18 protein-coding genes are annotated in these 23,128 nt (G+C 70.0%); 9 read left to right on the top strand and 9 right to left on the bottom strand.

Features of this window, described 5'->3' with window-relative positions; all coding sequences use genetic code 11:
• Positions 1-312: 312 nt before the first annotated feature.
• The 3 genes from ABZX90_RS21310 to thyX all read right to left on the bottom strand — a co-directional run bounded on the left by ABZX90_RS21310 (position 313) and on the right by thyX (position 3,986).
• Positions 313-1,998, bottom strand: a complete 1,686-nt coding sequence (locus ABZX90_RS21310; protein ID WP_351123382.1) for a ribonuclease J — start codon at positions 1,996-1,998, stop codon at positions 313-315.
• 136 nt (positions 1,999-2,134) lie between these two features.
• Positions 2,135-3,034, bottom strand: coding sequence for a 4-hydroxy-tetrahydrodipicolinate synthase (gene dapA, locus ABZX90_RS21305; protein WP_351123385.1), 900 nt, complete (start codon positions 3,032-3,034; stop codon positions 2,135-2,137).
• 211 nt (positions 3,035-3,245) lie between these two features.
• The gene (gene thyX / locus ABZX90_RS21300; RefSeq protein WP_351123388.1) at positions 3,246-3,986 is read right to left on the bottom strand and encodes an FAD-dependent thymidylate synthase; all 741 of its coding nucleotides are present in this window, start codon (positions 3,984-3,986) and stop codon (positions 3,246-3,248) included.
• Between the two features lie 244 nt (positions 3,987-4,230).
• Here thyX and ABZX90_RS21295 point away from each other — a divergent pair, with 244 nt between their 5' ends.
• Together ABZX90_RS21295 and ABZX90_RS21290 are read left to right on the top strand one after the other, a co-directional pair.
• Positions 4,231-4,470 (top strand): hypothetical protein, encoded by a 240-nt coding sequence (locus tag ABZX90_RS21295; RefSeq protein ID WP_355206934.1) that lies wholly within the window; start codon positions 4,231-4,233, stop codon positions 4,468-4,470.
• A 90-nt stretch (positions 4,471-4,560) separates the two neighbouring features.
• Positions 4,561-5,118 (top strand): hypothetical protein, encoded by a 558-nt coding sequence (locus ABZX90_RS21290; RefSeq protein WP_351123394.1) that lies wholly within the window; start codon positions 4,561-4,563, stop codon positions 5,116-5,118.
• An 84-nt stretch (positions 5,119-5,202) separates the two neighbouring features.
• Here the strand turns inward: ABZX90_RS21290 and ABZX90_RS21285 are convergent, their stop codons facing one another.
• From ABZX90_RS21285 to rpsO, 5 genes are all read right to left on the bottom strand, one after another.
• Complete coding sequence (locus tag ABZX90_RS21285) at positions 5,203-5,655, bottom strand: hypothetical protein (RefSeq protein ID WP_351123397.1); 453 nt, start codon at positions 5,653-5,655, stop codon at positions 5,203-5,205.
• 31 nt (positions 5,656-5,686) lie between these two features.
• Entirely contained in the window at positions 5,687-6,439 is a 753-nt protein-coding gene (gene dapB / locus ABZX90_RS21280) for a 4-hydroxy-tetrahydrodipicolinate reductase (protein WP_266763348.1), read from the bottom strand.
• 41 nt (positions 6,440-6,480) lie between these two features.
• Positions 6,481-7,860: a pitrilysin family protein gene (locus tag ABZX90_RS21275; RefSeq protein ID WP_355206929.1), complete on the bottom strand. Its 1,380-nt coding sequence runs from the start codon at positions 7,858-7,860 to the stop codon at positions 6,481-6,483.
• Positions 7,857-10,073: a polyribonucleotide nucleotidyltransferase gene (locus ABZX90_RS21270; protein WP_351123404.1), complete on the bottom strand. Its 2,217-nt coding sequence runs from the start codon at positions 10,071-10,073 to the stop codon at positions 7,857-7,859. Before ABZX90_RS21270 ends, ABZX90_RS21275 begins: the two co-directional genes overlap by 4 nt.
• A gap of 362 nt (positions 10,074-10,435) precedes the next feature.
• Entirely contained in the window at positions 10,436-10,723 is a 288-nt protein-coding gene (gene rpsO / locus ABZX90_RS21265; RefSeq protein ID WP_351123407.1) for a 30S ribosomal protein S15, read from the bottom strand.
• A gap of 264 nt (positions 10,724-10,987) precedes the next feature.
• Between rpsO and ABZX90_RS21260 the strand changes: the two genes are divergently transcribed.
• The 7 genes from ABZX90_RS21260 to ABZX90_RS21230 all read left to right on the top strand — a co-directional run bounded on the left by ABZX90_RS21260 (position 10,988) and on the right by ABZX90_RS21230 (position 21,849).
• Positions 10,988-11,284 (top strand): DUF397 domain-containing protein, encoded by a 297-nt coding sequence (locus ABZX90_RS21260; RefSeq protein WP_355206925.1) that lies wholly within the window; start codon positions 10,988-10,990, stop codon positions 11,282-11,284.
• Between the two features lie 595 nt (positions 11,285-11,879).
• Positions 11,880-15,551: an SCO5717 family growth-regulating ATPase gene (locus tag ABZX90_RS21255; RefSeq protein WP_355206923.1), complete on the top strand. Its 3,672-nt coding sequence runs from the start codon at positions 11,880-11,882 to the stop codon at positions 15,549-15,551.
• A gap of 329 nt (positions 15,552-15,880) precedes the next feature.
• Positions 15,881-17,725: an ABC transporter substrate-binding protein gene (locus ABZX90_RS21250; protein ID WP_355206920.1), complete on the top strand. Its 1,845-nt coding sequence runs from the start codon at positions 15,881-15,883 to the stop codon at positions 17,723-17,725.
• Positions 17,726-17,802: 77 nt separating this feature from the next.
• A complete protein-coding gene (locus tag ABZX90_RS21245; RefSeq protein WP_351123419.1) occupies positions 17,803-18,870 on the top strand; it encodes an ABC transporter permease in 1,068 nt (355 codons plus the stop codon).
• Between the two features lie 23 nt (positions 18,871-18,893).
• Positions 18,894-19,817 carry an ABC transporter permease gene (locus ABZX90_RS21240; protein ID WP_351123817.1) on the top strand — a complete coding sequence of 308 codons (924 nt, stop codon included), beginning with the start codon at positions 18,894-18,896 and terminating at the stop codon, positions 19,815-19,817.
• Positions 19,814-20,848: an ABC transporter ATP-binding protein gene (locus ABZX90_RS21235; RefSeq protein WP_355206917.1), complete on the top strand. Its 1,035-nt coding sequence runs from the start codon at positions 19,814-19,816 to the stop codon at positions 20,846-20,848. Before ABZX90_RS21240 ends, ABZX90_RS21235 begins: the two co-directional genes overlap by 4 nt.
• Positions 20,845-21,849 carry an ABC transporter ATP-binding protein gene (locus ABZX90_RS21230; protein ID WP_355206914.1) on the top strand — a complete coding sequence of 335 codons (1,005 nt, stop codon included), beginning with the start codon at positions 20,845-20,847 and terminating at the stop codon, positions 21,847-21,849. Before ABZX90_RS21235 ends, ABZX90_RS21230 begins: the two co-directional genes overlap by 4 nt.
• A 197-nt stretch (positions 21,850-22,046) precedes the next feature.
• Here ABZX90_RS21230 and ABZX90_RS21225 read toward each other — a convergent pair whose 3' ends face one another.
• Positions 22,047-23,000, bottom strand: coding sequence for a bifunctional riboflavin kinase/FAD synthetase (locus ABZX90_RS21225; protein WP_351123428.1), 954 nt, complete (start codon positions 22,998-23,000; stop codon positions 22,047-22,049).
• Positions 23,001-23,128 lie beyond the last annotated feature (128 nt).

The following is a 23,128-nucleotide window of genomic DNA, read 5'->3' as shown; positions in this document are numbered from 1 at the left end:
GTTTCCGTATCCGATTTCCTCGGTGCTTTCCAGGTTCCCGCTTCCGCGTTTCCCTTTCCGGCGAGTCCGACTCTATCAGATCCTTTCGGGCCTGATTTCCTCGGTGCTTTCCAGGTAATCCGCTTTCGCGTTTCCCTTTCCAGCGGCTCCGACTTTATCAGAATCTCTGAGTCGGAATTCCCGCCCCGTTGGGGACTGGCTCCGGAGCACGAAGCTTCCGGGGTCCCGTTCAGGCGGAGACGCAAACGTACTGGAGCGGGGCTCCCCGATGCAAATCGAGGCGCCCCGCTCCTGGTTGGTACGTGTCGGAGGTCAGACCTCGACCACGACCGGGAGGATCATCGGGCGTCGACGGTAGGTGTCGGAGACCCACTTGCCCAGCGTGCGGCGGATGAGTTGCTGCAGCTGGTGGGGCTCGACCACACCGTCCTGGGCCGAACGCTCCAGGACTTCCCTGATCTTCGGGATGACATCGACGAAGACCGCGTCGTCGATGCCGGAACCGCGTGCCTGCACGTGCGGGCCGGCGGTGAGCTTGCCCGTGCTGGCGTCCATCACCACGAAGACCGAGATGATGCCCTCGTCACCGAGGATCTTGCGGTCCTTGAGCGCGGGCTCACCGACGTCACCCACCGAGAGGCCGTCGACGTACACGTATCCCGCCTGGACCTTGCCGGAGATCTTCGCCTTGCCGTCGATCAGGTCGACGACGACGCCGTCCTCGGCGATCACGATGCGGTCGTGCGGGACGCCGGTGAGGGCTCCGAGCAAGGCGTTGGCCCTCAGGTGGCGCCATTCGCCGTGGACCGGCATCAGGTTGCGCGGCTTGCAGATGTTGTAGAAGTACAGCAGCTCGCCCGCGGAGGCGTGGCCGGAGACGTGCACCTTGGCGTTGCCCTTGTGGACGACGTTCGCGCCCCAGCGGGTCAGGCCGTTGATGACGCGGTAGACCGCGTTCTCGTTGCCGGGGATCAGGGACGACGCCAGGATCACCGTGTCGCCCTGGACGATCCGGATCTGGTGGTCGCGGTTCGCCATCCGGGACAGGGCGGCCATCGGCTCGCCCTGGGAACCCGTACAGACGAGGACGATCTCGTGATCCGGAAGGTCGTCGAGCGTCTTGACGTCGACCACCAGGCCCGGCGGGACCTTCAGATAGCCGAGGTCCCTCGCGATGCCCATGTTGCGGACCATCGAGCGGCCGACGAAGGCGACCCTGCGGCCGTACTCGTGAGCGGTGTCGAGGATCTGCTGGATGCGGTGCACGTGGCTGGCGAAGCTCGCCACGATGATCCGCTTGCTGGCGCCGGCGAAGACCTGGCGCAGCACGTTCGAGATGTCGCGCTCGGGCGGGACGAAACCCGGGACCTCGGCGTTCGTGGAGTCCGAGAGAAGGAGGTCGATGCCCTCCTCGCTCAGGCGGGCGAACGCGTGCAGGTCCGTGAGGCGGCCGTCCAGCGGAAGCTGGTCCATCTTGAAGTCGCCGGTGTGGACGACCATGCCCGCAGGAGTGCGGATGGCGACCGCGAGGGCGTCCGGGATGGAGTGGTTGACCGCGACGAACTCGCAGTCGAAGGGGCCGATGCGCTCGCGATGGCCCTCGGCCACCTCAAGCGTGTAGGGCCGGATGCGGTGCTCCTGGAGCTTCGCCTCGATGAGGGCGAGGGTCAGCTTGGAGCCGATCAGCGGGATGTCCGGCTTCTCGCGCAGAAGGAACGGGACACCGCCGATGTGGTCCTCGTGGCCGTGCGTGAGCACGATGCCCTCGATGTCGTCGAGGCGGTCCCTGATGGACGTGAAGTCCGGCAGGATCAGGTCGATTCCGGGCTGCTCCTCCTCGGGGAAAAGCACTCCGCAGTCGACGATCAGGAGGCGGCCTCCGTACTCGAAGACCGTCATGTTCCGGCCGATTTCGCCGAGACCGCCGAGCGGGGTGACCCGGAGGCCGCCCTTCGGAAGGACCGGCGGTGCGCCGAGTTCAGGATGCGGATGACTCAAAAGACTCTCCTCACCACGCACGCCACGTACCTGGCAAGGCACGTGGCGCGCGTGACGTTCGTGCAGTAGCTGTTGTCTGTGTGGGGTGCAGACCGACGGCCTGCGAGTGGTGCGTATTCAGTTGTGAAGTCTGTGGTTAGAGCTCTACCCCGCCGGCGCCAAGATCGATCTTGAGCTGGGTGGTCTCCTCGGGCGACAGTTCGACCATCGGGGCGCGGAGCGGACCGGCGGGCAGGCCCTGGAGGGCGAGCGCGGCCTTGGTCGTCATGACGCCCTGGGTGCGGAACATGCCGGTGAAGACGGGGAGCAGCTTCTGGTGGATCTCGGTGGCCTTCTGGACGTCTCCCGAGATGTACGCGTCGAGCATCGCGCGCAGCTCCGGGGTGACGACGTGGCCCACGACGGAGACGAAGCCCACCGCGCCGACGGAGAGCAGCGGCAGGTTCAGCATGTCGTCGCCGGAGTACCAGGCGAGGCCGGAGCGGGCGATGGCCCAGCTGGCGCGGCCCAGGTCCCCCTTGGCGTCCTTGTTGGCGACGATACGCGGGTGCTCGGCGAGCCGCACCAGGGTTTCGGTGTTGATGGGGACGCCGCTGCGGCCGGGGATGTCGTAGAGCATGACCGGCAGTTCGGTCGCGTCGGCGATGGCCGAGAAGTGCCGGTACAGGCCCTCCTGCGGGGGCTTGTTGTAGTACGGCGTCACGGTGAGCAGGCCGTGCGCGCCGGTCTTCTCGGCGTCGCGGGCCAGCTCGATGCTGTGGCGGGTGTCGTTCGTCCCGACGCCGGCGACGATGTGGGCGCGGTCGCCCACCGCCTCCAGTACGGCGCGTACGAGATCCGATTTCTCCGCGTTGCTGGTGGTCGGGGACTCACCGGTGGTGCCGTTGATGATCAGGCCGTCGTTGCCTGCGTCCACCAAGTGGGTGGCGAGCCGCTGAGCGCCGTCGAGGTCGAGTGCGCCGTCCGCCGTGAAGGGCGTGACCATGGCGGTGAGGACCCGCCCGAAGGGGGTCTGCGGAGTGGAGGTCGGAGCCATGGGTAACACGCTACTCGCTGCTCAACGCGTGGTCTGCCCTCGGGGGATACGACAAAGCATGACAAGGGTGGAACCCGGCACTGCCTGCTCGGGGGTTCAAGCAGTGCCGGGTCCGTTTGATCAGGCTAGATGAACTTCGCGAAATGCCGCAATACGGACACTTCGCTCGGCTGATCCGTACATCTGTGCCGGACCGGTGCGCGGAGGCGCTTTACGGCGCCACGCGCCCGTTGGCGTTGTAGGCCGCGTGCGTGAGGGGCATGAGCTTCGCCCACTCCGCCTCCATCTTCTCGCCGACCATCTCGATCTCCCGCTGGGGGAAGGACGGGACCTTGGCGAGCTCGTGCTGGGTGCGCAGACCGAGGAAGTGCATCAGCGAACGGGCGTTGCACGTGGCGTACATCGAGGAGAAGAGGCCGACCGGGAGGACGGCGCGGGCCACCTCGCGGGCCACGCCGGCAGCGAGCATCTCCTGGTAGGACGCGTACGCCTGCCGGTAGGAGTCCTCCATCACGCGGCCCGTGAGCTCCTGCTGCGCCTGCGTGCCCTCGACGAAGACGTACTTGCCGGGGCGGCCCTCCTGGACCAGCTTGCGGGAGGCGTCCGGGACGTAGAAGACCGGCTCCAGCTCCCTGTAGCGGCCCGATTCCTCGTTGTACGACCAGCCCACGCGGTGCCTCATGAACTCGCGGAAGACGAAGATCGGGGCACTGATGAAGAAGGTCATCGAGTTGTGCTCGAAGGGGCTTCCGTGCCGGTCCCGCATCAGGTAGTTGATCAGGCCCTTGGAACGCTCCGGGTCCTTCTGCAGCTCTTCCAGCGACTGCTCACCGGCGGTGGAGACACGGGCGGCGAACAGCACGTCGGCGTCGGAGGCCGTGTGCTTGATCAGCTCGACGGTGACATCGCTGCGGAAGCTCGGCTTGAGGTCGTCGGCTGGGGTGTCGGTCACGGTGCGGAAGGTCCTTCCCATCGCTGGCTCGGGCGGCGACCACTCTACGGCCCGGCACTGACAACGGGGCGTTCGGTACCGTGCCGCGACATTCGGCGGCGAACTTCAGCGAATTCGGTGATTCTGGGCACCTCTTGGGGCATTCGGCCGTCTGTATGAGTGAGACTGACCTGTTCGAGCAGTTCGAGTCGCTTGTCACCGCACACCCGCGTCCGAGCAAGCCCCCAGAGGAGAAGCACCACCCATGTTCCGTCGGCGCGTGCCCGTCCCGTTCGCCTTCATCGCCGAAGCCGACCAGTTCCGCAGCAATGTCGCTCCCCCGCCCCGCGAGCGGTCCTCCGCCGGGCAGACAGCCGGCCGGTGGCTCATCGGCCTCACCGTGATCGCCGGCATCGCCGGGTCACTGATCCTCGGAATGCCCGCCCTGTCACAGGATCGGTCACCTGCGGATACACAGCGTTCCGAGGCGTCCGACGGCCGCTGACTCTTCCGGACCCCCAAGGGTGGTGAGCCGCCATCCGGCTCGATAACCTCACCGGGCACAGCCCATGCGTGGATTGAGTGAGGATCAGTCGTGCCCCTGCCCTTCCTGACGGCGGACCGCGCCTTTGACGAGGCGGCGGAGGATGTCGCGCTGCCCTTCGACGACCGCGACCGCTGGCGGCGCCCCTACCGGCCCGGCCCCTGGCGGGTGGGCGCGGCCGCGCTCGTCCTGCTGCTCGCCTCGTATGTACTCGCCGCGGCCGTGATCATCGCCGTGGCCGGGACGCTGCCCGCCGCCGGGGCCTGCATGGCCGGGGCGACGGCCGCCATACTGGCCGCGCTGCGGCTGCTGCGGGTGGGTGTGTGGGTCAGCGCGCGAGGGCTGCGCAGGGTGGGCTTCTTCCTCACGCACACGACTCCGTGGGAGCAGGTCGTGGCGGTGCGCACGGTGCAGCAGCCGGTGCGCTGGCTGGGACTGCCGCGCACGGTTCAGGGCCAGGCCCTGACGCTCGTACGCGGGGATCGTGCGCCCGGGGACATGCCGCCGCTGATGACCACGCACAACGCCGATTTCCTGGCCCGTACGGAGGCCTTCGACCGCGCGGCGGACGTCGTCGAGGTGTGGGCCGACGAGTACCGGCGCGTCTGAGGCACTCTCCTCGGCTCATGTTGGAGGACGACGAAGGGGCCGGTCCGCTCAGCGCGGGCCGGCCCCTTCGTCGTACGACCTTGGTCAGGCTTCCAGCGTCCGGCCCTCGTGGAGGGCGATGGCCCGCTGCATGGCCTTGCGGGCGCGCGGGGTGTCGCGGGCGTCGTGGTAGGCGACCGCCAGGCGGAACCAGCTGCGCCAGTCGTCCGGGGCGTCCTCGGTCTCGGTCTTGCGCCGGGCGAAGACCTCGTCGGCCGAGTCGCGGTCGATTCGGCCGCCCTCGGTGCGCCTCAGCTCGTCCAGGGGCAGTCCGCCCTCGGCGTCGAGCACGGCGGCGAGCCGATTGGCCTTCCGGACGAACTGGGTGTTCTTCCAGAGGAACCAGACACCGATGACCGGCAGGATGAGCACCGCCACACCGAAGGTGACGGTGATCAGGGTGCCGTTCTGGATGAGCAGCACACCCCGGCTGCCGACCAGGACGAAATAGACGACCAGGACGGCGGCCGTGATGGCATAGGTGATCTTCGCGCGCATGTCTGCCGGCTAACTGTCGTACGTCCCCGGCTCAGCCGAGGTCGAGGAAGTGTTCCAGGCCGAAGGTGAGGCCCGGGGTGGTCACCACGCGGCGGGCGCCGAGCAGGATGCCCGGCATGAAGCTGCTGTGGTGGAGGGAGTCGTGGCGGATGGTCAGGGTCTCGCCCTCACCGCCGAGCAGGACCTCCTGGTGGGCGAGAAGCCCGCGCAGGCGGACCGCGTGCACGGGCACACCGTCGACGTCGGCGCCGCGGGCGCCGTCCAGGGCGGTCACCGTGGCGTCGGGCTGGGGGGCGCTGCCCGCGCGCTCCCGGGCCGCCGCGATGAGCTGAGCGGTGCGCGTGGCGGTGCCGCTGGGGGCGTCCACCTTGTTCGGGTGGTGCAGCTCGACGACCTCGACGGACTCGAAGTACGGCGCGGCGACCTCGGCGAACTTCATCGTCAGTACGGCCCCGATGGAGAAGTTGGGGGCGATCAGCACGCCCGTCTCCGGGGACGCGGCCAGCGAGGTGCCGAGCTGCGCGAGGCGCTCCTCGGTCCAGCCGGTCGTCCCGACCACGGCATGGATGCCGTGCCGGACGCAGAAGTCGAGGTTGCCCATCACCGAGGCCGGCGTGGTCAGCTCGACCACGACCTGGGCACCGGCGTCGACCAGCGTCTCCAGCTTGTCGCCGCGGCCCAGCGCGGCCACCAGCTCCATGTCCTCGGCGGCCTCGACGGCTCGTACCGCCTCGGCTCCGATCCGGCCCTTGGCACCGAGGACCGCCACGCGCAGCTTGCTCATTGCTTCGTTCCTTACCGAGACGGGATTCACGCGACCGGGATTTACGCGACCGCGTCGTGCAGCCGGGACGCCTGCTTGTCCTTGACCGGGCCGATGACCGCCAGCGAGGGCCGCTGTCCCAGGACGTCCCGGGCGATCGATCGGACCTCGTCCGGGGTGACCGACGCTATCCGGGCGAGCATGTCGTCGACCGACATCTGCTCGCCCCAGCACAGCTCACTCTTGCCGATCCGGTTCATCAGCGCGCCGGTGTCCTCCAGGCCGAGGACCGTGGAGCCCTGGAGCTGGCCGATGGCGCGGCCGATCTCGTCGTCCGTGAGGCCGTGCTCGGCGACCTGGTCCAGTTCGTCGCGGCAGAGCTTGAGGACGTCGTGGACCTGGCTCGGGCGGCAGCCCGCGTAGACGCCGAAGAGGCCGCAGTCGGCGAAGCCCGAGGTGTACGAGTACACGCTGTAGGCCAGGCCGCGCTTCTCGCGGACCTCCTGGAACAGACGCGAGGACATGCCGCCGCCGAGGGCGGTGTTCAGCACGCCGAGAGCCCAGCGGCGTTCGTCGGTGCGGGCCAGGCCCGGCATGCCGAGGACGACGTGCGCCTGCTCGGTCTTGCGGCCGAGCAGTTCGACGCGGCCCGCGGTCCGGATGGTGCGCAGGCCGTCGCGCGGGGCGATGGGGGCCGCCGCTGCGTTCTTGAAGGCGCCGGCCTTCTCGAAGGCGGCGCGGACCTGGCGTACGACCTTGTTGTGGTCGACGTTGCCCGCGCAGGCGACGACGAGGTGTGTCGGGTCGTAGTGCTTCTTGTAGAAGCGGCGGATGCGGTCCGCGGTGAGGGCGTTGACCGTGTTGACCGTGCCGAGGACCGGGCGGCCGAGCGGGGTGTCACCGAGCATGGTGTGCGCGAACAGGTCGTGCACGCAGTCGCCCGGGTCGTCCTCGGTCATCGCGATCTCTTCGAGGATCGCGCCGCGCTCGACGTTGACGTCGTCCTCGCGGATCAGCGAGCCGGTCAGCATGTCGCAGACGACGTCGATGGCCAGCGGCAGGTCGGTGTCGAGCACGCGCGCGTAGTAGCACGTGTACTCCTTGGCCGTGAAGGCGTTCATCTCGCCGCCGACCGCGTCGATCGCCGAGGAGATGTCCAGGGCGGACCTGCGGTTCGTGCCCTTGAAGAGCAGGTGCTCCAGGTAGTGAGTGGCGCCGTTCAGCGTCGGTGTCTCGTCACGGGAGCCCACGTGCGCCCAGATGCCGAACGTGGCGGAGCGCACGGAGGGGAGCGTCTCGGTGACGATACGCAGGCCGCCGGGCAGGGTGGTCTTGCGGACCGTACCGATGCCGTTCGCGCCCTTGATGAGGGTTTGGGTACGGGCGACGGCCCGCGCCTCCGAAGAGGTGCGGGCCGTCGTCGTGGAGCTACTCGACGTCACTGGTCGGTGTCGTCCTTCTTCTCATCGTCGCCTTCGCCCTCGACCACGGGGATGAGGGAGAGCTTGCCGCGGGAGTCGATCTCGGCGATCTCGACCTGGACCTTGGAGCCCACGGCCAGGACGTCCTCGACGTTCTCCACGCGCTTGCCGCCGGCGAGCTTGCGGATCTGCGAGATGTGCAGCAGTCCGTCCTTGCCCGGGAGCAGCGACACGAACGCACCGAAGGTCGTCGTCTTCACGACGGTGCCCAGGTAGCGCTCGCCGACCTCCGGCATGGTCGGGTTGGCGATCGCGTTGATCGTGGCGCGCGCGGCCTCGGCCTGCGAGCCCTGCTGGGCACCGATGTAGATGGTGCCGTCGTCCTCGATCGTGATGTCGGCGCCGGTGTCCTCCTGGATCTGGTTGATCATCTTGCCCTTGGGGCCGATGACCTCACCGATCTTGTCCACGGGGATCTTGACGGTGATGATCCGCGGGGCGTTCGGGGACATCTCGTCCGGCGTGTCGATCGCTTCCATCATCACGTCGAGGATGTGGAGGCGGGCGTCGCGGGCCTGCTTGAGGGCCGCGGCCAGGACGGAGGCCGGGATGCCGTCCAGCTTGGTGTCGAGCTGGAGAGCGGTCACGAACTCCTTGGTGCCGGCGACCTTGAAGTCCATGTCACCGAAGGCGTCCTCCGCACCGAGGATGTCGGTGAGGGCGACGTAGTGCGTCTGGCCGTCGATCTCCTGGGAGATCAGACCCATGGCGATACCGGCGACGGGGGCCTTGAGCGGCACACCGGCGTTCAGCAGCGACATGGTGGAGGCGCAGACCGAGCCCATGGACGTCGAGCCGTTGGAGCCGAGGGCCTCGGACACCTGACGGATCGCGTAGGGGAAGTCCTCGCGGCTCGGCAGGACCGGCACGATCGCGCGCTCGGCGAGCGCGCCGTGGCCGATCTCGCGGCGCTTCGGGGAACCGACGCGGCCCGTCTCACCGACGGAGTACGGCGGGAAGTTGTAGTTGTGCATGTAGCGCTTGCGGGTCACCGGGGAGAGGGTGTCCAGCTGCTGCTCCATACGGAGCATGTTGAGGGTGGTGACGCCCAGGATCTGGGTCTCGCCACGCTCGAACAGCGCCGAGCCGTGCACGCGCGGGATGGCCTCGACCTCGGCGGCCAGCGTACGGATGTCCGTGACGCCGCGGCCGTCGATGCGGACCTTGTCCTTGATGACGCGCTCGCGGACCAGCTTCTTGGTCAGCGCGCGGTACGCGGCGGAGATCTCCTTCTCGCGGCCCTCGAACTGCGGGAGCAGCTTCTCGGCGGCGATCTCCTTGACGCGGTCCAGCTCGGCCTCGCGGTCCTGCTTGCCGGCGATGGTGAGCGCCTGGGCGAGCTCGCTCTTCACCGCGGCGGTGAGGGCCTCGAAGACGTCGTCCTGGTAGTCCAGGAAGATCGGGAACTCGCCGGTCGGCTTGGCGGCCTTCGCGGCGAGGTCCGACTGCGCCTTGCACAGGACCTTGATGAAGGGCTTCGCGGCGTCGAGGCCGGCGGCCACGACCTCCTCGGTCGGCGCCTCGGCGCCACCCTGAACGAGCTGGATCGTCTTGTCGGTGGCCTCGGCCTCGACCATCATGATCGCGACGTCGCCGTCCTCCAGGACGCGACCGGCGACGACCATGTCGAAGACGGCGTCCTCGAGCTCGGTGTGCGTCGGGAACGCGACCCACTGGCCGTTGATCAGCGCGACGCGGACGCCGCCGACCGGGCCGGAGAAGGGCAGACCGGCCAGCTGCGTGGACGCGGAGGCGGCGTTGATCGCCACGACGTCGTACAGGTGGTCGGGGTTGAGGGCCATGATCGTCGCGACGACCTGGATCTCGTTGCGAAGGCCCTTCTTGAAGGACGGACGCAGCGGGCGGTCGATCAGGCGACAGGTGAGGATCGCGTCCTCGGAGGGACGGCCCTCACGGCGGAAGAAGCTGCCGGGGATCTTGCCGGCGGCGTACATCCGCTCCTCGACGTCCACCGTCAGGGGGAAGAAGTCGAGCTGGTCCTTGGGCTTCTTGGAAGCGGTGGTGGCCGACAGCACCATGGTGTCGTCGTCCAGGTACGCGACGGCGGAGCCGGCGGCCTGCCTGGCCAGCCTGCCCGTCTCGAAGCGGATGGTGCGGGTGCCGAAGGAACCGTTGTCGATAACGGCCTCGGCGTAGTGGGTCTCGTTCTCCACTAGCGTTTTCTCCTCGTCTTCGTCCCGTCCTGCCCGTGTGGCAGGGGGACGGTGGCGGAGAGGCGCTCCTTCTGGTGCGGGCCGGTCTTCGATCGAAGCACCCGGGGCTCTTTCGCCCGGGCGCCACTACCGAGGACCGGCGGCGGCGAGGTGCGCTTCTCCTCGTTCATTGTCGTGAGATGCCCTACCCGGCGGGTACGGCGTCATCACGCTGTGTTCGTACGTGCTGTTTCCTGCGTATTGCGTTGTGCTACCACACTACAAAGCGTCCGTGACACTCCGCACGTACAGAGCGCGTGCGGCAGCACATACAGCAAAAGGAGCGGCTCCCAAGAAGTGGGAACCGCTCCCTTCACGGCGTCTTACTTGGCGCCCGCCGCACCGCGGCGGATGCCCAGGCGTTCGACCAGCGCACGGAAACGCTGGATGTCCTTCTTGGCCAGGTACTGCAGCAGGCGGCGACGCTGACCGACCAGGATCAGAAGACCACGACGGGAGTGGTGGTCGTGCTTGTGCGTCTTGAGGTGCTCGGTCAGGTCCGAGATCCGGCGCGAGAGCATGGCAACCTGGACCTCGGGGGAGCCGGTGTCGCCCTCCTTCTGACCGAACTCGCTGATGATCTGCTTCTTTGTAGCGGCGTCGAGCGACACGCGTACTCCTCGTAGTCTCATGTCTGCCACCGAGTGCCCCTGGTCCACTTCTCAGGGGAGCTTCCGTTACTCGGGAGGCGGGGATCCGCTGGGCGCGGCCTCCAGAGCAGCGCTCCGGGGGTGCGTACACAAACGGCCGTTACACAGGGTACCAGCCTGGCCGGATGCGTCTGTCCGGGTCCGCAAACCTTCCCGGACGGCGCGGACCAGGCCACTAGGGTGACGGCAGAGGTCATTCGTACGTGGGGAAGGGGCCGGCGGAACATGCCCGAGGAAGCGGACAAGGACGTCAAGGCGCGCAAGGAGCGGGAGAAGGACGAGCTCTACGCCCTCGACATCTCGGACGTCGAATGGCAGAGCGCACCGGGCACGGAGGAAGACGAGGAGCGGGTCGAGATCGCGTATCTGCCCGCGGGCGCGGTGGCCATGCGGTCGTCGCTCGACCCCGGGACCGTCCTCCGGTACACGGAGGCGGAATGGCGGGCCTTCGTGCTGGGTGCCCGCGACGGCGAGTTCGACCTGGAGCCGGCGCCGCACACGGGCGGCCTGCCGACGGAGTAGCGGCGGTCGGCCCGGGGCGGCCCCGGGCCGACCGGTCGGCTGACCGGTGACCGGCTGACCGGCTGACCGGCTGACCGGCTGACCAACGGGCATCGTGGGCCGGCGGGAACGCCGGGAACTGTGGGGCCGACGCGGAGAGAGGTTTTCCGCGGCGGCCCTTTTCCCTGTCCGCCTTGCCTGTCTTCCGTCCCTGGGGTTCGGAGCGCGCGCCGAGGAACGATGCCGTCCCGGTCGTTCGTTCACGGGAGGCAAGCGCCCGTCTCGATGCCGTTGTTGTCCGCTTTGGGGGTCAATTGGGGGTCAATAGTGAGCGTGCGTACGCCACTTCTGGGCACGGTGTGACGTAGCGGGCGGCCGCGGTGGGGTGGACAGGCCTGCCCTACGGACAGTCATGGTGATTAGGCTGGGACCGGGCGCGACGCCGGAACCCGTGGACGGGTGGCTCGTGTTCAGGGGGAGCCGGGTCAATTCGGACGACCTCGTACGGACTTGGGACGTCCTCGGACGGCCTCGGACGGTCAAGGCCGTCCACGGAAGACAAGTAGACGGTCGCCCCGGCACGGCTTGAGGGTGCTCGACCACACCAGGAGGAATTGTGAACAGCGATCGGGACGGGATCCGCGGGGGCTGGGCCACGCCCGGCGATGACCAGTCCGACGCCGAGTCCGCCGTCGAGACGACGGGCGAGTTCACCATCGACTACGCGCCGCCCGCCTGGTACACGCAGAACGCCTCGGGTGGTTCCGGGGATTCGGGGGGCAAGGGCGGCTCGCAGGAGTCGAGCGACTCGGAGGCCTCGGAGAAGGCGGAGGGCTCGGAGGAGCCTGACTTCGGGGACGGCGACCTGGAGAGCGGCGCGACCATGCGGTTCTCCGCTGTCGCGCTGAAGCGTGAGATCGCGGAACGGGCGGCTTCGGAGGCCACCGAGACCGGGACCGAGGACGTGGATGCGCCTTCGCCTTCGCCTTCGACTTCGGCTTCGGCTTCGGCCGGGTCGGACAGCGAGGGTGCGGAGGCCACCGCGTCAGAGGCTGATGGCGCGGCGGAGGCCGAGGACAGCGCAGAGGACAGCGCCGGTGACAGCGCCGGTGACGACAGCGGCACGGTGGAAGCCGAGGCCGCGGCTGACGACGCGACTGCGCCCGCGGGCGCGGACGAGCCCGACGCCGTGGTCCAGCCCGAGCCCGCAGGCCGGCCCGAACACGTGGTGCAGCCCGGAGAATTGGTGCAGCCCGAAGATTTGGTGCCGGCTGAGCACACGGATGGGCCCGAGCCCGCGGTCCCGGTCCACCAGCCCACGCCGGCAGCCGCACCTGTGGCTCCGCCCGCGCCCGTGATCGACCCCGTGCTCGCCTACCAGTCGCTGGAGGCCGGCACCCAGCGTGTGATCGTGCCCGCGGTGCCGGTGCCGGACCAGCCCGCCCAGGCCGACGCCGAAGTCACCTCCCCCGGTGTCCCGTCCGACGAGGAACCGAGCGGTGCCCCCGCCGAGGCCGAGGTCGCCGACGCCGTGGAGCCGCGCTCCGCCGACGAGGCCGTCGACACGGACGGTGGGGTCCGTACAGACGACGGCCTCCAGCCGCAGGACGCCGTTCACGACGAGGTGCCGACGCCGGGGGAATCACCCGTCGCGGAGCCCCAGGACGCCGCCCCGCAGGACACTCAGGACACGGCCCCGCAGGACAGCGAGCCCCAGGACGCGGTGCCGTCGGTCCGGCCGGAGGAGCCCGAGGGCGTACAGGACACGCCGCCCGCCTGGGCTCCGCCGCCGCTGCCGCAGGGTGGGTTGCCGCCCCTGCCGCCCGCCTACCAGCCCGCGGCACCCGCCCCGGCCCCGCAGTGGCCCGCCTCCACGGAGCCCGCACCGGCCGCGCAGGACCGGGTGCCGGACCAGGCGCTGCCGCATCAGGCGCCCGCCGCCCCGGCGCCGGGCCGGCCCTTCCAGCCTCCCGCGCCTTCGCCCGCTCCGGGCCGGCCCTTCCAACACCCCGCACCTGGCCTGCCCTACCAATCCCCCGTCGCACCCGCGCCCGGCCAGCCCTTCCAGCCGCCGGCTCCGGCACCCGCACCCGCACCCGCTCCGGGCCAGCCTTTCCAGCACCCCGCGCCCCAGCCCGCGCCGTCGGCATGGTCCTCCCCCGGTGCGCCCGTCCCGGCGGGGTCGCCGCCCGGGCCCGTACCCGTGCAGCAGGCCGCATCCGAGAGCCCCGTTCCGGCGCCGCCGCAGGCTCAGCCCCCGGTAGCGCCCGCCCCGGCCGCCGAGGTGCCCGCGCCGGCCCCGCCGCAGCAGGGGAGTTACGGGTTCCCCCAGTCCGGCGCCCCGGACCCGGCGTCCGCCCCGCAGGGCAGCTACGGCTTCCCGCAGCCCGGCGAGCACGCACCGGTTCCGGCGGCCCCGCCCGCCCAGGATTCGGGATACGGGTTCCCGCAGCACAGCGCCCTCGCCCCGGAGCAGCAGGCACCCGCTCCGCCCGCCCCGGCACCCTCCCCGGGCTACGGGTTCCCGCAGCAGAGCACCGCGCCCCAGGACCAGCAGGCGGCGTACCCCGCCGCCCCGCAGGCTCCCGGCTACGGCTTCCCGCAGCCCCCCGCGCCGAACGCCGCGCCGCCGTACGCCCCGGCTCCCTCTCCCGCTCCCGTCCCGCAGCAGGGCTACGGCTTCCCGCAGCCGACGGCCGAACCGCTCGCCCCGCAGCCCGGTTACGACCTCGCGCAGCCGCAGCCGCAGCCGCAGCCCCCGGCTCCCGGCCGGCCGGCGGCGCCCGCCCCGGAGCGGGCCGCCCCGCCGTACCAGGCGCCGGCCCAGCCGGGGGCTCAGCAGCCCCAGGCCCAGACCCCGCACCAGCAGGGCCCCCAGCCCGTACAGCAGCAGCCCGCCGCCCCGGCTGCCCCCGTCGACCCGCGGGCCGGCACCGCCTGGCCGCAGCCCGTTCGGCACGATCAGCGGCAGCCCACCAATCCCGGTGCGGCCCCGCTCGGGTACACCGCGGCGGTGGAGCTGTCCTCCGACCGGCTGCTCAACAACAAGAGGCAGAAGGCCAAGAGCGGTCGTCCGGCCGCCGCGTCCTCGCGTTTCAAGCTGGGCGGGAAGAAGGAAGAGGCCGAACGGCAGCGGAAGTTGGAGCTGATCCGGACTCCGGTTCTCTCCTGCTACCGGATCGCCGTCATCAGCCTCAAGGGCGGTGTCGGCAAGACGACCACGACCACGGCGCTCGGCTCCACGCTCGCCACCGAGCGGCAGGACAAGATCCTCGCCATCGACGCCAACCCGGACGCCGGCACGCTCGGCCGCCGGGTGCGCCGCGAGACCGGCGCCACCATTCGTGACCTCGTGCAGGCGATCCCGTACATCAACTCGTACATGGACATCCGGCGGTTCACCTCCCAGGCGCCCTCCGGGCTGGAGATCATCGCCAACGACGTCGACCCGGCCGTGTCCACGACCTTCAACGACGAGGACTACCGGCGCGCGATCGACGTCCTGGGCAGGCAGTACCCGATCATCCTGACCGACTCCGGTACGGGTCTGCTGTACAGCGCCATGCGCGGGGTGCTCGACCTCGCCGACCAGCTCATCATCATCTCGACGCCGTCGGTGGACGGTGCGAGCAGTGCCAGTACGACGCTGGACTGGCTGTCGGCGCACGGCTACGCGGACCTCGTCTCGCGGTCCATCACGGTCATCTCCGGAGTGCGCGACACCGGCAAGATGATCAAGGTGGACGACATCGTCAGCCACTTCGAGACGCGCTGCCGCGGGGTCGTGGTCGTGCCGTTCGACGAGCACCTGTCCGCGGGCGCCGAGGTCGACCTCGACATGATGCGGCCCAAGGTGCGGGAGGCGTACTTCAACCTCTCCGCGATGGTGGCCGAGGACATCGCGCGGCACCAGCAGTCGCACGGGCTGTGGACGAACGACGGCAACCCGCCGCCGGTGGCCGCGCCGCCGATGCCGGGCCAGTACGTTCCCGGACAGCAGGCTCCGGGACAGCAGGTTCCCGGACAGCAGGCTCCCGGACAGCCCGCGCCGGGTCAGGCTCCGCAGCAGCCTCAGCCCGGTCAGCCGTACGCCCAGCCGGGACAGCCGTATCCGCAGCAGCCCGGGCAGCCGTATCCGCAGGCTCCGGGGCAGGGCTACCCGCAGCCCGGGCAGGCGTACCCGCAGCCGCCTCAGCCGGGTCAGCAGTTCCAGCCCGGACAGCCCTACCCGCCGAACCAGGGGCAGACCCCGCCGCCCCCGGCGCCTCAGGCACCCCCTCAGCAGTAACCCGATCGGCCCCATCGAGGGACCGATTCCCGCTCGGGCCCGCACCGTTCACGGACGGTGCGGGCCTTCGTGTTTCCGGGGAGGTCACCGGCGCGCATCCAGGGACGTCAGGAGCCGTCAGGCCGTCACCTGGGGTGCTTCACCGGTATGGACCAATGAGCGATGAATTCGCGTCAACTCGTTATTTCCGCAGGCCACATGGGGTGCATGCGCCGTTGACTCGCGCAGACGAGCGCTGGTAGACACACACATCAACCCGTCGGCGCCAGCCCGATCACGTCGTTCAACCAGCCATCTCTGTGCAAGCGATGACGCGAGGTCACCGACCCATGAACACACAAGATCAGCACCACAGAGGCCTGCTGCGCCCCCGGCTCGTCGCCGCCGCAGGGGTCGCCGCCCTCACCCTCTCCGCCGGTCTCGCGACCCCGCTCAATCCGGCGCCGCAGCAGGCCCAGGCCAAGGAGAGCAAGAAGGTCCTCACCGTCGCGGTCGCGCAGAGCATCGACTCGCTGAGCCCCTTCCTGGCGTCGCGGCTCGTCAGTACGAGCATCCACCGGCTCATGTACGAGTACCTGACCAACTACGACCCGGCGGACAACCACGCGATCCCGGGCCTCGCCACCAAGTGGGAGCCGTCCGCGGACAAGCTGACCTGGACGTACACGATCCGCTCCAACTCCACGTGGTCGGACGGACAGCAGGCCACCGCCGAGGACGCGGCGTGGACGTTCAACAAGATGATGACCGACGACGGTGCGGCCACCGCCAACGGCAGCTTCGTCGCCAACTTCAAGAAGGTCACCGCGCCGAGCGCCACCCAGCTGGTGATCGAGCTGAAGAAGCCGCAGGCCACGATGGCCGCGCTCGACGTGCCGATCGTGCCGAAGCACGTCTGGGAGAAGGTCGGCGACTTCTCCAAGTTCAACAACGACAAGAGCTTCCCGATCGTCGGCAACGGACCGTTCGTCCTGACGGACTACAAGGCCGACAGCTACGTACGTCTGAAGCCCAACAAGAGCTTCTGGCGCGGGGCGCCCAAGTTCGACGAGCTGGTCTTCAAGTACTACAAGGACGGGGACGCGGCCGTCGCGGCGCTGCAGAAGGGCGAGGTGTCCTTCGTCTCCGGTCTGACTCCGGCGCAGTCGGCCGCGCTCCAGTCCGAGCGGAACATCAAGGTCAACGACGCCCCGGGACGCCGCTTCTACGCCCTGGCCACCAACCCCGGTGCCCAGGCCAAGAACGGCAAGCACTTCGGTGACGGCGCCGAGTCGCTGCTCGACCAGAAGGTCCGCCAGGCGCTGTTCCTGTCGATCGACCGGCAGACACTGATCGACAAGGTCTTCCAGGGGCACGCCGTCGCGGGCGAGGGCTACATCCCGCCGCGCTTCTCGACGTACTTCTGGAAGCCGTCGGCGAGCCAGACGCTGGGGTACGACCCGGCGAAGGCGGCGAAACTCCTCGACCAGGCGGGCTACGAGAAGAACGGCGACGGCAAGCGCGTCGAGAAGAACGGCAAGCCGATCAACTACCGGATCCTGTGCCACGCGACCGACCCGAACGACAAGGCGGTCGGGCAGTACGTGAAGGAGTGGTTCGGGAAGCTGGGCATCGGGGTCACCCTCAACTGCCTGGACAACGTGACCGACCCCTGGCTGGCCGGCACGTACGACCTCGCCTTCGACGGCTGGTCCGTCAACCCGGACCCCGACTTCGTCCTGTCGATCCACACCTGCGGCGCCCTGCCCGCCACCCCGAAGGACACGGGCGCGACGGACAACTTCATCTGCGACAAGACGTACGACGGGCTGTACGACCAGCAGCTCGCCGAGTACGACACCACCAAGCGGACGGACCTCGTCAAGCAGATGGAGTCGCGGCTGTACGACACCGGGTACATGAACGTCATGGCGTACCCGAACGCGGTCGAGGCCTACCGCACCGATCAGATCAAGTCGATCGAGACGATGCCGAAGGCCGCGGGCAACATCTACGGCCAGGACGGCTACTGGAGCTGGTGGTCGGCGGTTCCGGCGGGCTCCTCCGGTGCGTCCTCCGACGGTTCGAGCTCGACGGGCGTCATCATCGGCATCGTCGCGGGCGTCGTCGTCCTCGTGGGCGCCGGTGCGTTCTTCGCGATGCGCCGCCGCTCGACGGCCGAGGACCGTGAGTAGCGCACGCACCGCCCCCGAGGGCGCCCCGCACGAACGAACGCGGGGTCCCGATGAACGTACGAGCGAATGAGTAGTTCATGACCGCTGAGGCAACACCCTCGCTGGTCGAGGCGACCGGCGGTCCGGCTCAGGCCGGGCCGTCGGTCCGCGGGCCGAAGGCACGCAATCGGACCGCCTATCCGCGGTACGTGGCGGGCAAGTTGGGCGGCGCGGCCGTCTCCCTGCTCGCCGTCCTCGTCACCAGCTTCTTCCTCTTCCGACTCATCCCCGGCGACCCGGTCAAGTACATGACGGGCGGCCGCCAGGTCTCCGCCGAACAACTCGCCAACTACCGCAAGGAGTTCGGGCTCGATCTGCCCATGTGGGAGCAGTTCACCGACTACTGCGGCAAGGCGCTCAGCGGCGATCTCGGCACCTCGTACCAGTTCCGCGCCCCCGTCATCGACAAGATCACCGAAGCGCTGCCGAACACGCTGCTGCTCACCGGGACGGCGTTCGTCCTCTACACCGCGCTCGGCATCTTCCTCGGCACCCGCTCCGCGTGGCGCAACGGCGGAACGAGTGACCGCGTCAACACCGGTCTGGCGCTGACCCTTTACTCGATTCCGTCGTTCTGGCTGGGACTGCTGCTCATCATCGTGTTCTCGGTGGGCATGGGCCCGATCCCCGGCCTGTTCCCGACCGGCGGCATGGAGTCGGGGGGCGAGGAGGGCTTCGCGTACGTCATCGATGTCGCCCACCATCTGGTGCTGCCGGTGGTGACACTGGTCGCCGTCGAGTACGGGCAGACCCTGCTGGTCACGCGCTCGGCGCTGCTCGACGAGATGGGCAGCGACTATCTGACCACGGCCCGGGCGAAGGGCCTGCGGGACGACCTCGTACGCCGCCGGCATGCCGTGCCCAACGCGCTGCTGCCCACCGTCACCCTGATCTTCATCAACCTCGGCCGGACGGTCGCGGGCGTGATCCTCGTCGAGACCGTCTTCTCCTGGCCCGGCCTCGGCGGGCTCTTCTACCAGGCGCTGAGCGTGCCCGATCTGCCGCTGGTGCAGGGGCTGTTCTTCGTCTTCGCGGCGGCGGTGATCGTGATGAACACGCTGGCCGATCTGATCTATCCGCTGCTGGATCCACGGGTGGGCCGATGACCACGACCGAACCGGACGGGCCGATGACGACCGAAGCACCCCCGCGGGTGTCCCAGCCGAGTCCGCGCAGCCTCGCCCGGCAGCGCCGCCGTCGCTCCGCCGCCCGCTTCTGGAAGCAGTACCGCACCCATCGGGCGGGCGTCTTCGGGCTCGCCGCCCTCGGCCTCTTCGCGCTGATCGCGGTGACGGCGCCGCTGACGGTGGGCTCCGACGTGCAGAGCGTGACCGACGCGCCGGGTGACCCGCTGGAGAGCCCGAGCGCCGAATTCCCGCTCGGCACCGACCAGTTCGGGCGCAATCTGCTCGGCCTGGTGGTGTGGGGCGCCCGTGTCTCCCTGCTGGTCGGACTGCTCGCCGCCGTGCTGTCGGTGGCGATCGGGGCACTGATCGGGATCACCGCCGGACACTTCCGCGGCTGGTACGCGACCGTCCTGATGCGGATCACGGACTGGTTCCTGGTGATGCCGACACTGGTCCTCGCCATCGCGCTGGCGACCGTGATGACCCGCTCCCTCGGCACGATCATCCTGGCGATCGGCGTCACCACCTGGCCCACGACGGCCCGGCTGGTGCGCGCGCAGACCCTCGCGGTGGAGTCGCGGCCGTACATCGAGCGGGCCAAGGCGCTCGGCGGCGGCCACTGGCACATCATGTCGCGCCATGTGCTGCCCAATGTGATGCCGCTGGTCCTGGCCCAGACGACGCTCATCATCTCCTCGGCGATCCTCGCGGAGGCGACGCTGGCGTTCCTCGGTCTCGGCGATCCGACCGTCGTGTCGTGGGGCGGCCTGCTCCAGGACGCGCGCGAGGCGGGCGCGGTCAGCGCGGGCAAGTGGTGGTACCTGGTGCCGCCGGGCGTGGCGATCGCGGTGGTCGCGCTGGCGTTCACGCTGTGCGGTCGCGCGGTCGAGTCGGTCCTCAACCCGAAGCTGGGGGTGGCGCGTTGAGCACGGCGACCGAGGGAACCGCGAGTGCTCCGAGCACGGCGAGCGGGCGACCGCTGCTGGAGGTCAGGAACCTCGAGGTGACGTACCCGGGTGGCGCGGCCGCCGTTCGCGGGGTGGACCTCTCGCTCGACGCGGGCCAGAAGCTCGGCATCGCGGGTGAGTCCGGCTGCGGCAAGTCCACACTGGCGCTGGCGCTGCTGAGGCTGCTGCCCGCGGGCACGCGCACGAGCGGGGAGATCCTCCTCGCCGGCGAGGACGTGCTGAAGATGAAGTGGGGGCGGGTGCGGGCGGTGCGCTGGGCGGGCGCGTCCATCGTCTTCCAGGGCGCCATGCACTCACTGAACGCCGTGCACCGCGTCGGCGACCAGATCGCCGAGCCGATCCTGCTGCACAAAAAAGCGACTCCGGCGGGTGCGCGGAAGAAGACCGGCGAACTGCTCGAACAGGTGGGGCTGCCGGCCGCCCGCGCGGACGCCTACCCGCACGAGCTCTCCGGCGGCCAGCGCCAACGCGTCATGATCGCCATGGCGTTGGCCTGCGACCCCCAGCTGGTCATCGCCGACGAACCGACGACCGCGCTCGACGTGATGATCCAGGCGCAGATCCTCCGGCTGATCCAGCAGCTCGTCAGCGAGCAGGAGGTGGGGCTCGTCATGATCAGCCACGATCTCGCCGTGCTCGCCGACACCTGCGACCGGCTCGCGGTGATGTACGCGGGCCGCGTGGTCGAGGAGGGACCCGCCCGGCAGGTCTACGAGGACGCCCGGCACCCGTACGGCAAAGCCCTGTCGGCGGCCTTCCCGCGCATCGGCGACACGGCGTCGCGGTTCGCGCCGCGCGGGCTGCCCGGCGATCCGCCGGACCCGTCGGCGCTGCCGTCCGGCTGCACCTTCCACCCGCGCTGCCCGGTGGCGCTGGACGTGTGCGGGACGGACGACCAGGTGCCGCGGGACGCTGGGGCGGGACGATGGGCGGCCTGTGTCCACGTGGGCACGGCCGTGGGCGCGGAACCGGTCAGGAGCACGCCATGACGACAACCCCCGCGACGACCGGCCCGCTCCTGCGCGCCGAGGGCCTGCACGTCTCCTTCCCGGGCCGGCAGGGCACCGCCCGTGCCCGTGCCGTCGACGGCGTCGACCTCGACATCCGGCCCGGTGAGATCGTCGCCCTGGTCGGCGAGTCGGGCTGCGGCAAGACGACGCTGGCCCGCTCGCTCCTCGGCCTGGTCCCGCCCTCCGACGGCGCTGTCACCTTCGACGGCAAGGCGCTGGACTACTCCTCGCGTGCCCTGAAGGCCTACCGGAAGCGCGTCCAACTGGTCCTCCAGGACCCGAGCGGCTCGCTGAACCCCCGGCACACGGTCTACGGCGCGGTGGCCGAGGGGCTGCGCATCCACCGGTACGGCGGCGACGAGCGCGCCGCGGTCGCCGAGGCTCTCTCCCGGGCGGGCCTGCGTCCTCCGGAGCGCTTCTTCCTGCGCTACCCGCACGAGTTGTCCGGCGGCCAGCGGCAGCGCGTCGTCATCGCCGGCGCGCTCGTCCTGGAGCCCGAACTCATCGTCGCCGACGAGCCGGTGGCCTCCCTCGACGCCTCGGTCCGCGGCGAGATCCTCGCGCTGCTGCTGCGGCTGCGGGACGAACTCGGCCTGTCAGCCCTCGTGGTGACCCACGATCTGGGCCTGGCGTGGAACATCGCCGACCGGGTCGCGGTGATGTACCTCGGCCGGATCGTGGAGACCGGAGCCGTCGAGCAGGTCCTGGCGGCACCTCAACATCCGTACACCCAAGCCCTGTTGTCCGTTCTTCCGGAAGCCCCGGGCGATCCCGTCGTGCTGAGCGGCGAGCCCCCGGACCCCTCCCGCATCCCCGGCGGCTGCCGGTTCCACGCCCGCTGCCAGATCCTGGCGAGCGGGGAGGCCGAGCGGGCGGGTGTGGCGGACGCCTGCCGGAGCCAGGACCTGGAGGTGCTGGACGGCGGCGGCGGAACACAGGTGGCCTGCCACTGGGCGCGGGCGGTAGGCACCGAAGCCTGACCGGTGAGGGGGCGGCCGGTGCCAGGCGAGGCACCGGCCGCCCCCGTCGCCGTACATCGGAGCGGGCCGCGCGCGAAACGGATGCGCCTGGACCCGCCGTTTCAGGAAGGCAGCCCCCGAGAGGGCACTCGGGCGGATCAGAGGCCACTCGGCAGCCGCCGAAGCGGCAGGCAGGCGAGCGGGACGGAGCGAGGGGACTACTCCCCGTCGTACGCCTCGATCAGTGCCCGTGAGCGCTTCACATCGTCGGCGATGGCCACCAGCAGGTCCTCGATGGAGTCGAACCTGGCCTGGCCGCGGACGAAGGCGAGGAAGTCGACGGCGACGTGCAGACCGTAGAGGTCGAGGCCGACGCGGTCGATGGCGTACGCCTCCACCGTGCGCTCGGTGCCGTCGAACTGCGGGTTCGTGCCGACGGAGATCGCGGCGGGCATGGCCTCGCCCTCGACGTGCAGCCAGCCCGCGTAGACGCCGTCGGCGGGGATCGCGGTGTGCGGGAGGGTCTCGACGTTGGCGGTGGGGAAGCCGAGCTCGCGGCCGCGCTGGGCGCCGCGGACGACGATGCCCTCGACGCGGTGCGGCCGTCCGAGGATCTCGCGCGCGCCCTCGACATCGCCCTCGGTGACGAGGCGCCGGGTGAGGGTCGAGGAGAACGGCTCGCCGCCACCCGCCTCACCGGACACGTACAGGTCCACGACCTCGACCTCGAAGTCGTACGTCTTCCCCTGCTCGCGCAGGAAGTCGACGTTGCCCGCGGCCTTGTGGCCGAAGCGGAAGTTGGGGCCCTCGACGACGGCCTTGGCGTGCAGCTTGTCGACCAGCACCTTCGCCACGAAGTCGGCGGGCGACAGCTTCGAGAACTCGGTGGTGAACGGCAGGATGAGCAGGGCGTCCACGCCCAGTTCGGCCATCAGTTCGGCGCGGCGGTGGTGCGGGGCGAGCAGCGGCGGGTGGCTGCCGGGGCGGACCACCTCGCTGGGGTGCGGGTCGAAGGTGACCACGACGGAGGGAACGCCCAGCTCACGGGCGCGGTCCACGGCATGCCGGATGATCAGCTGGTGTCCGCGGTGCACCCCGTCGTAGGAACCGATGGTGACGACGCTGCGCCCCCAGTCCTCGGGGATGTCCTCCAAGCCACGCCAGCGCTGCACTGTGACCGCTCCTTGTCGAACCCGTGTCCGTGATTGCTCATTCGCAGCTCTAAGGGTGCCATGCCGTGTGCGCTCGGCTTGCATCGGCATCGGGCTGTGACACATTGCTCAGCGCCGTGGAGCGCCGT

This window comes from Streptomyces sp. NPDC002935, assembly GCF_040611295.1.
GTDB lineage: Bacteria > Actinomycetota > Actinomycetes > Streptomycetales > Streptomycetaceae > Streptomyces.
Note: the sequence above shows the minus strand (reverse complement) of the source record. Positions and strands in the feature narration are given on the sequence as shown.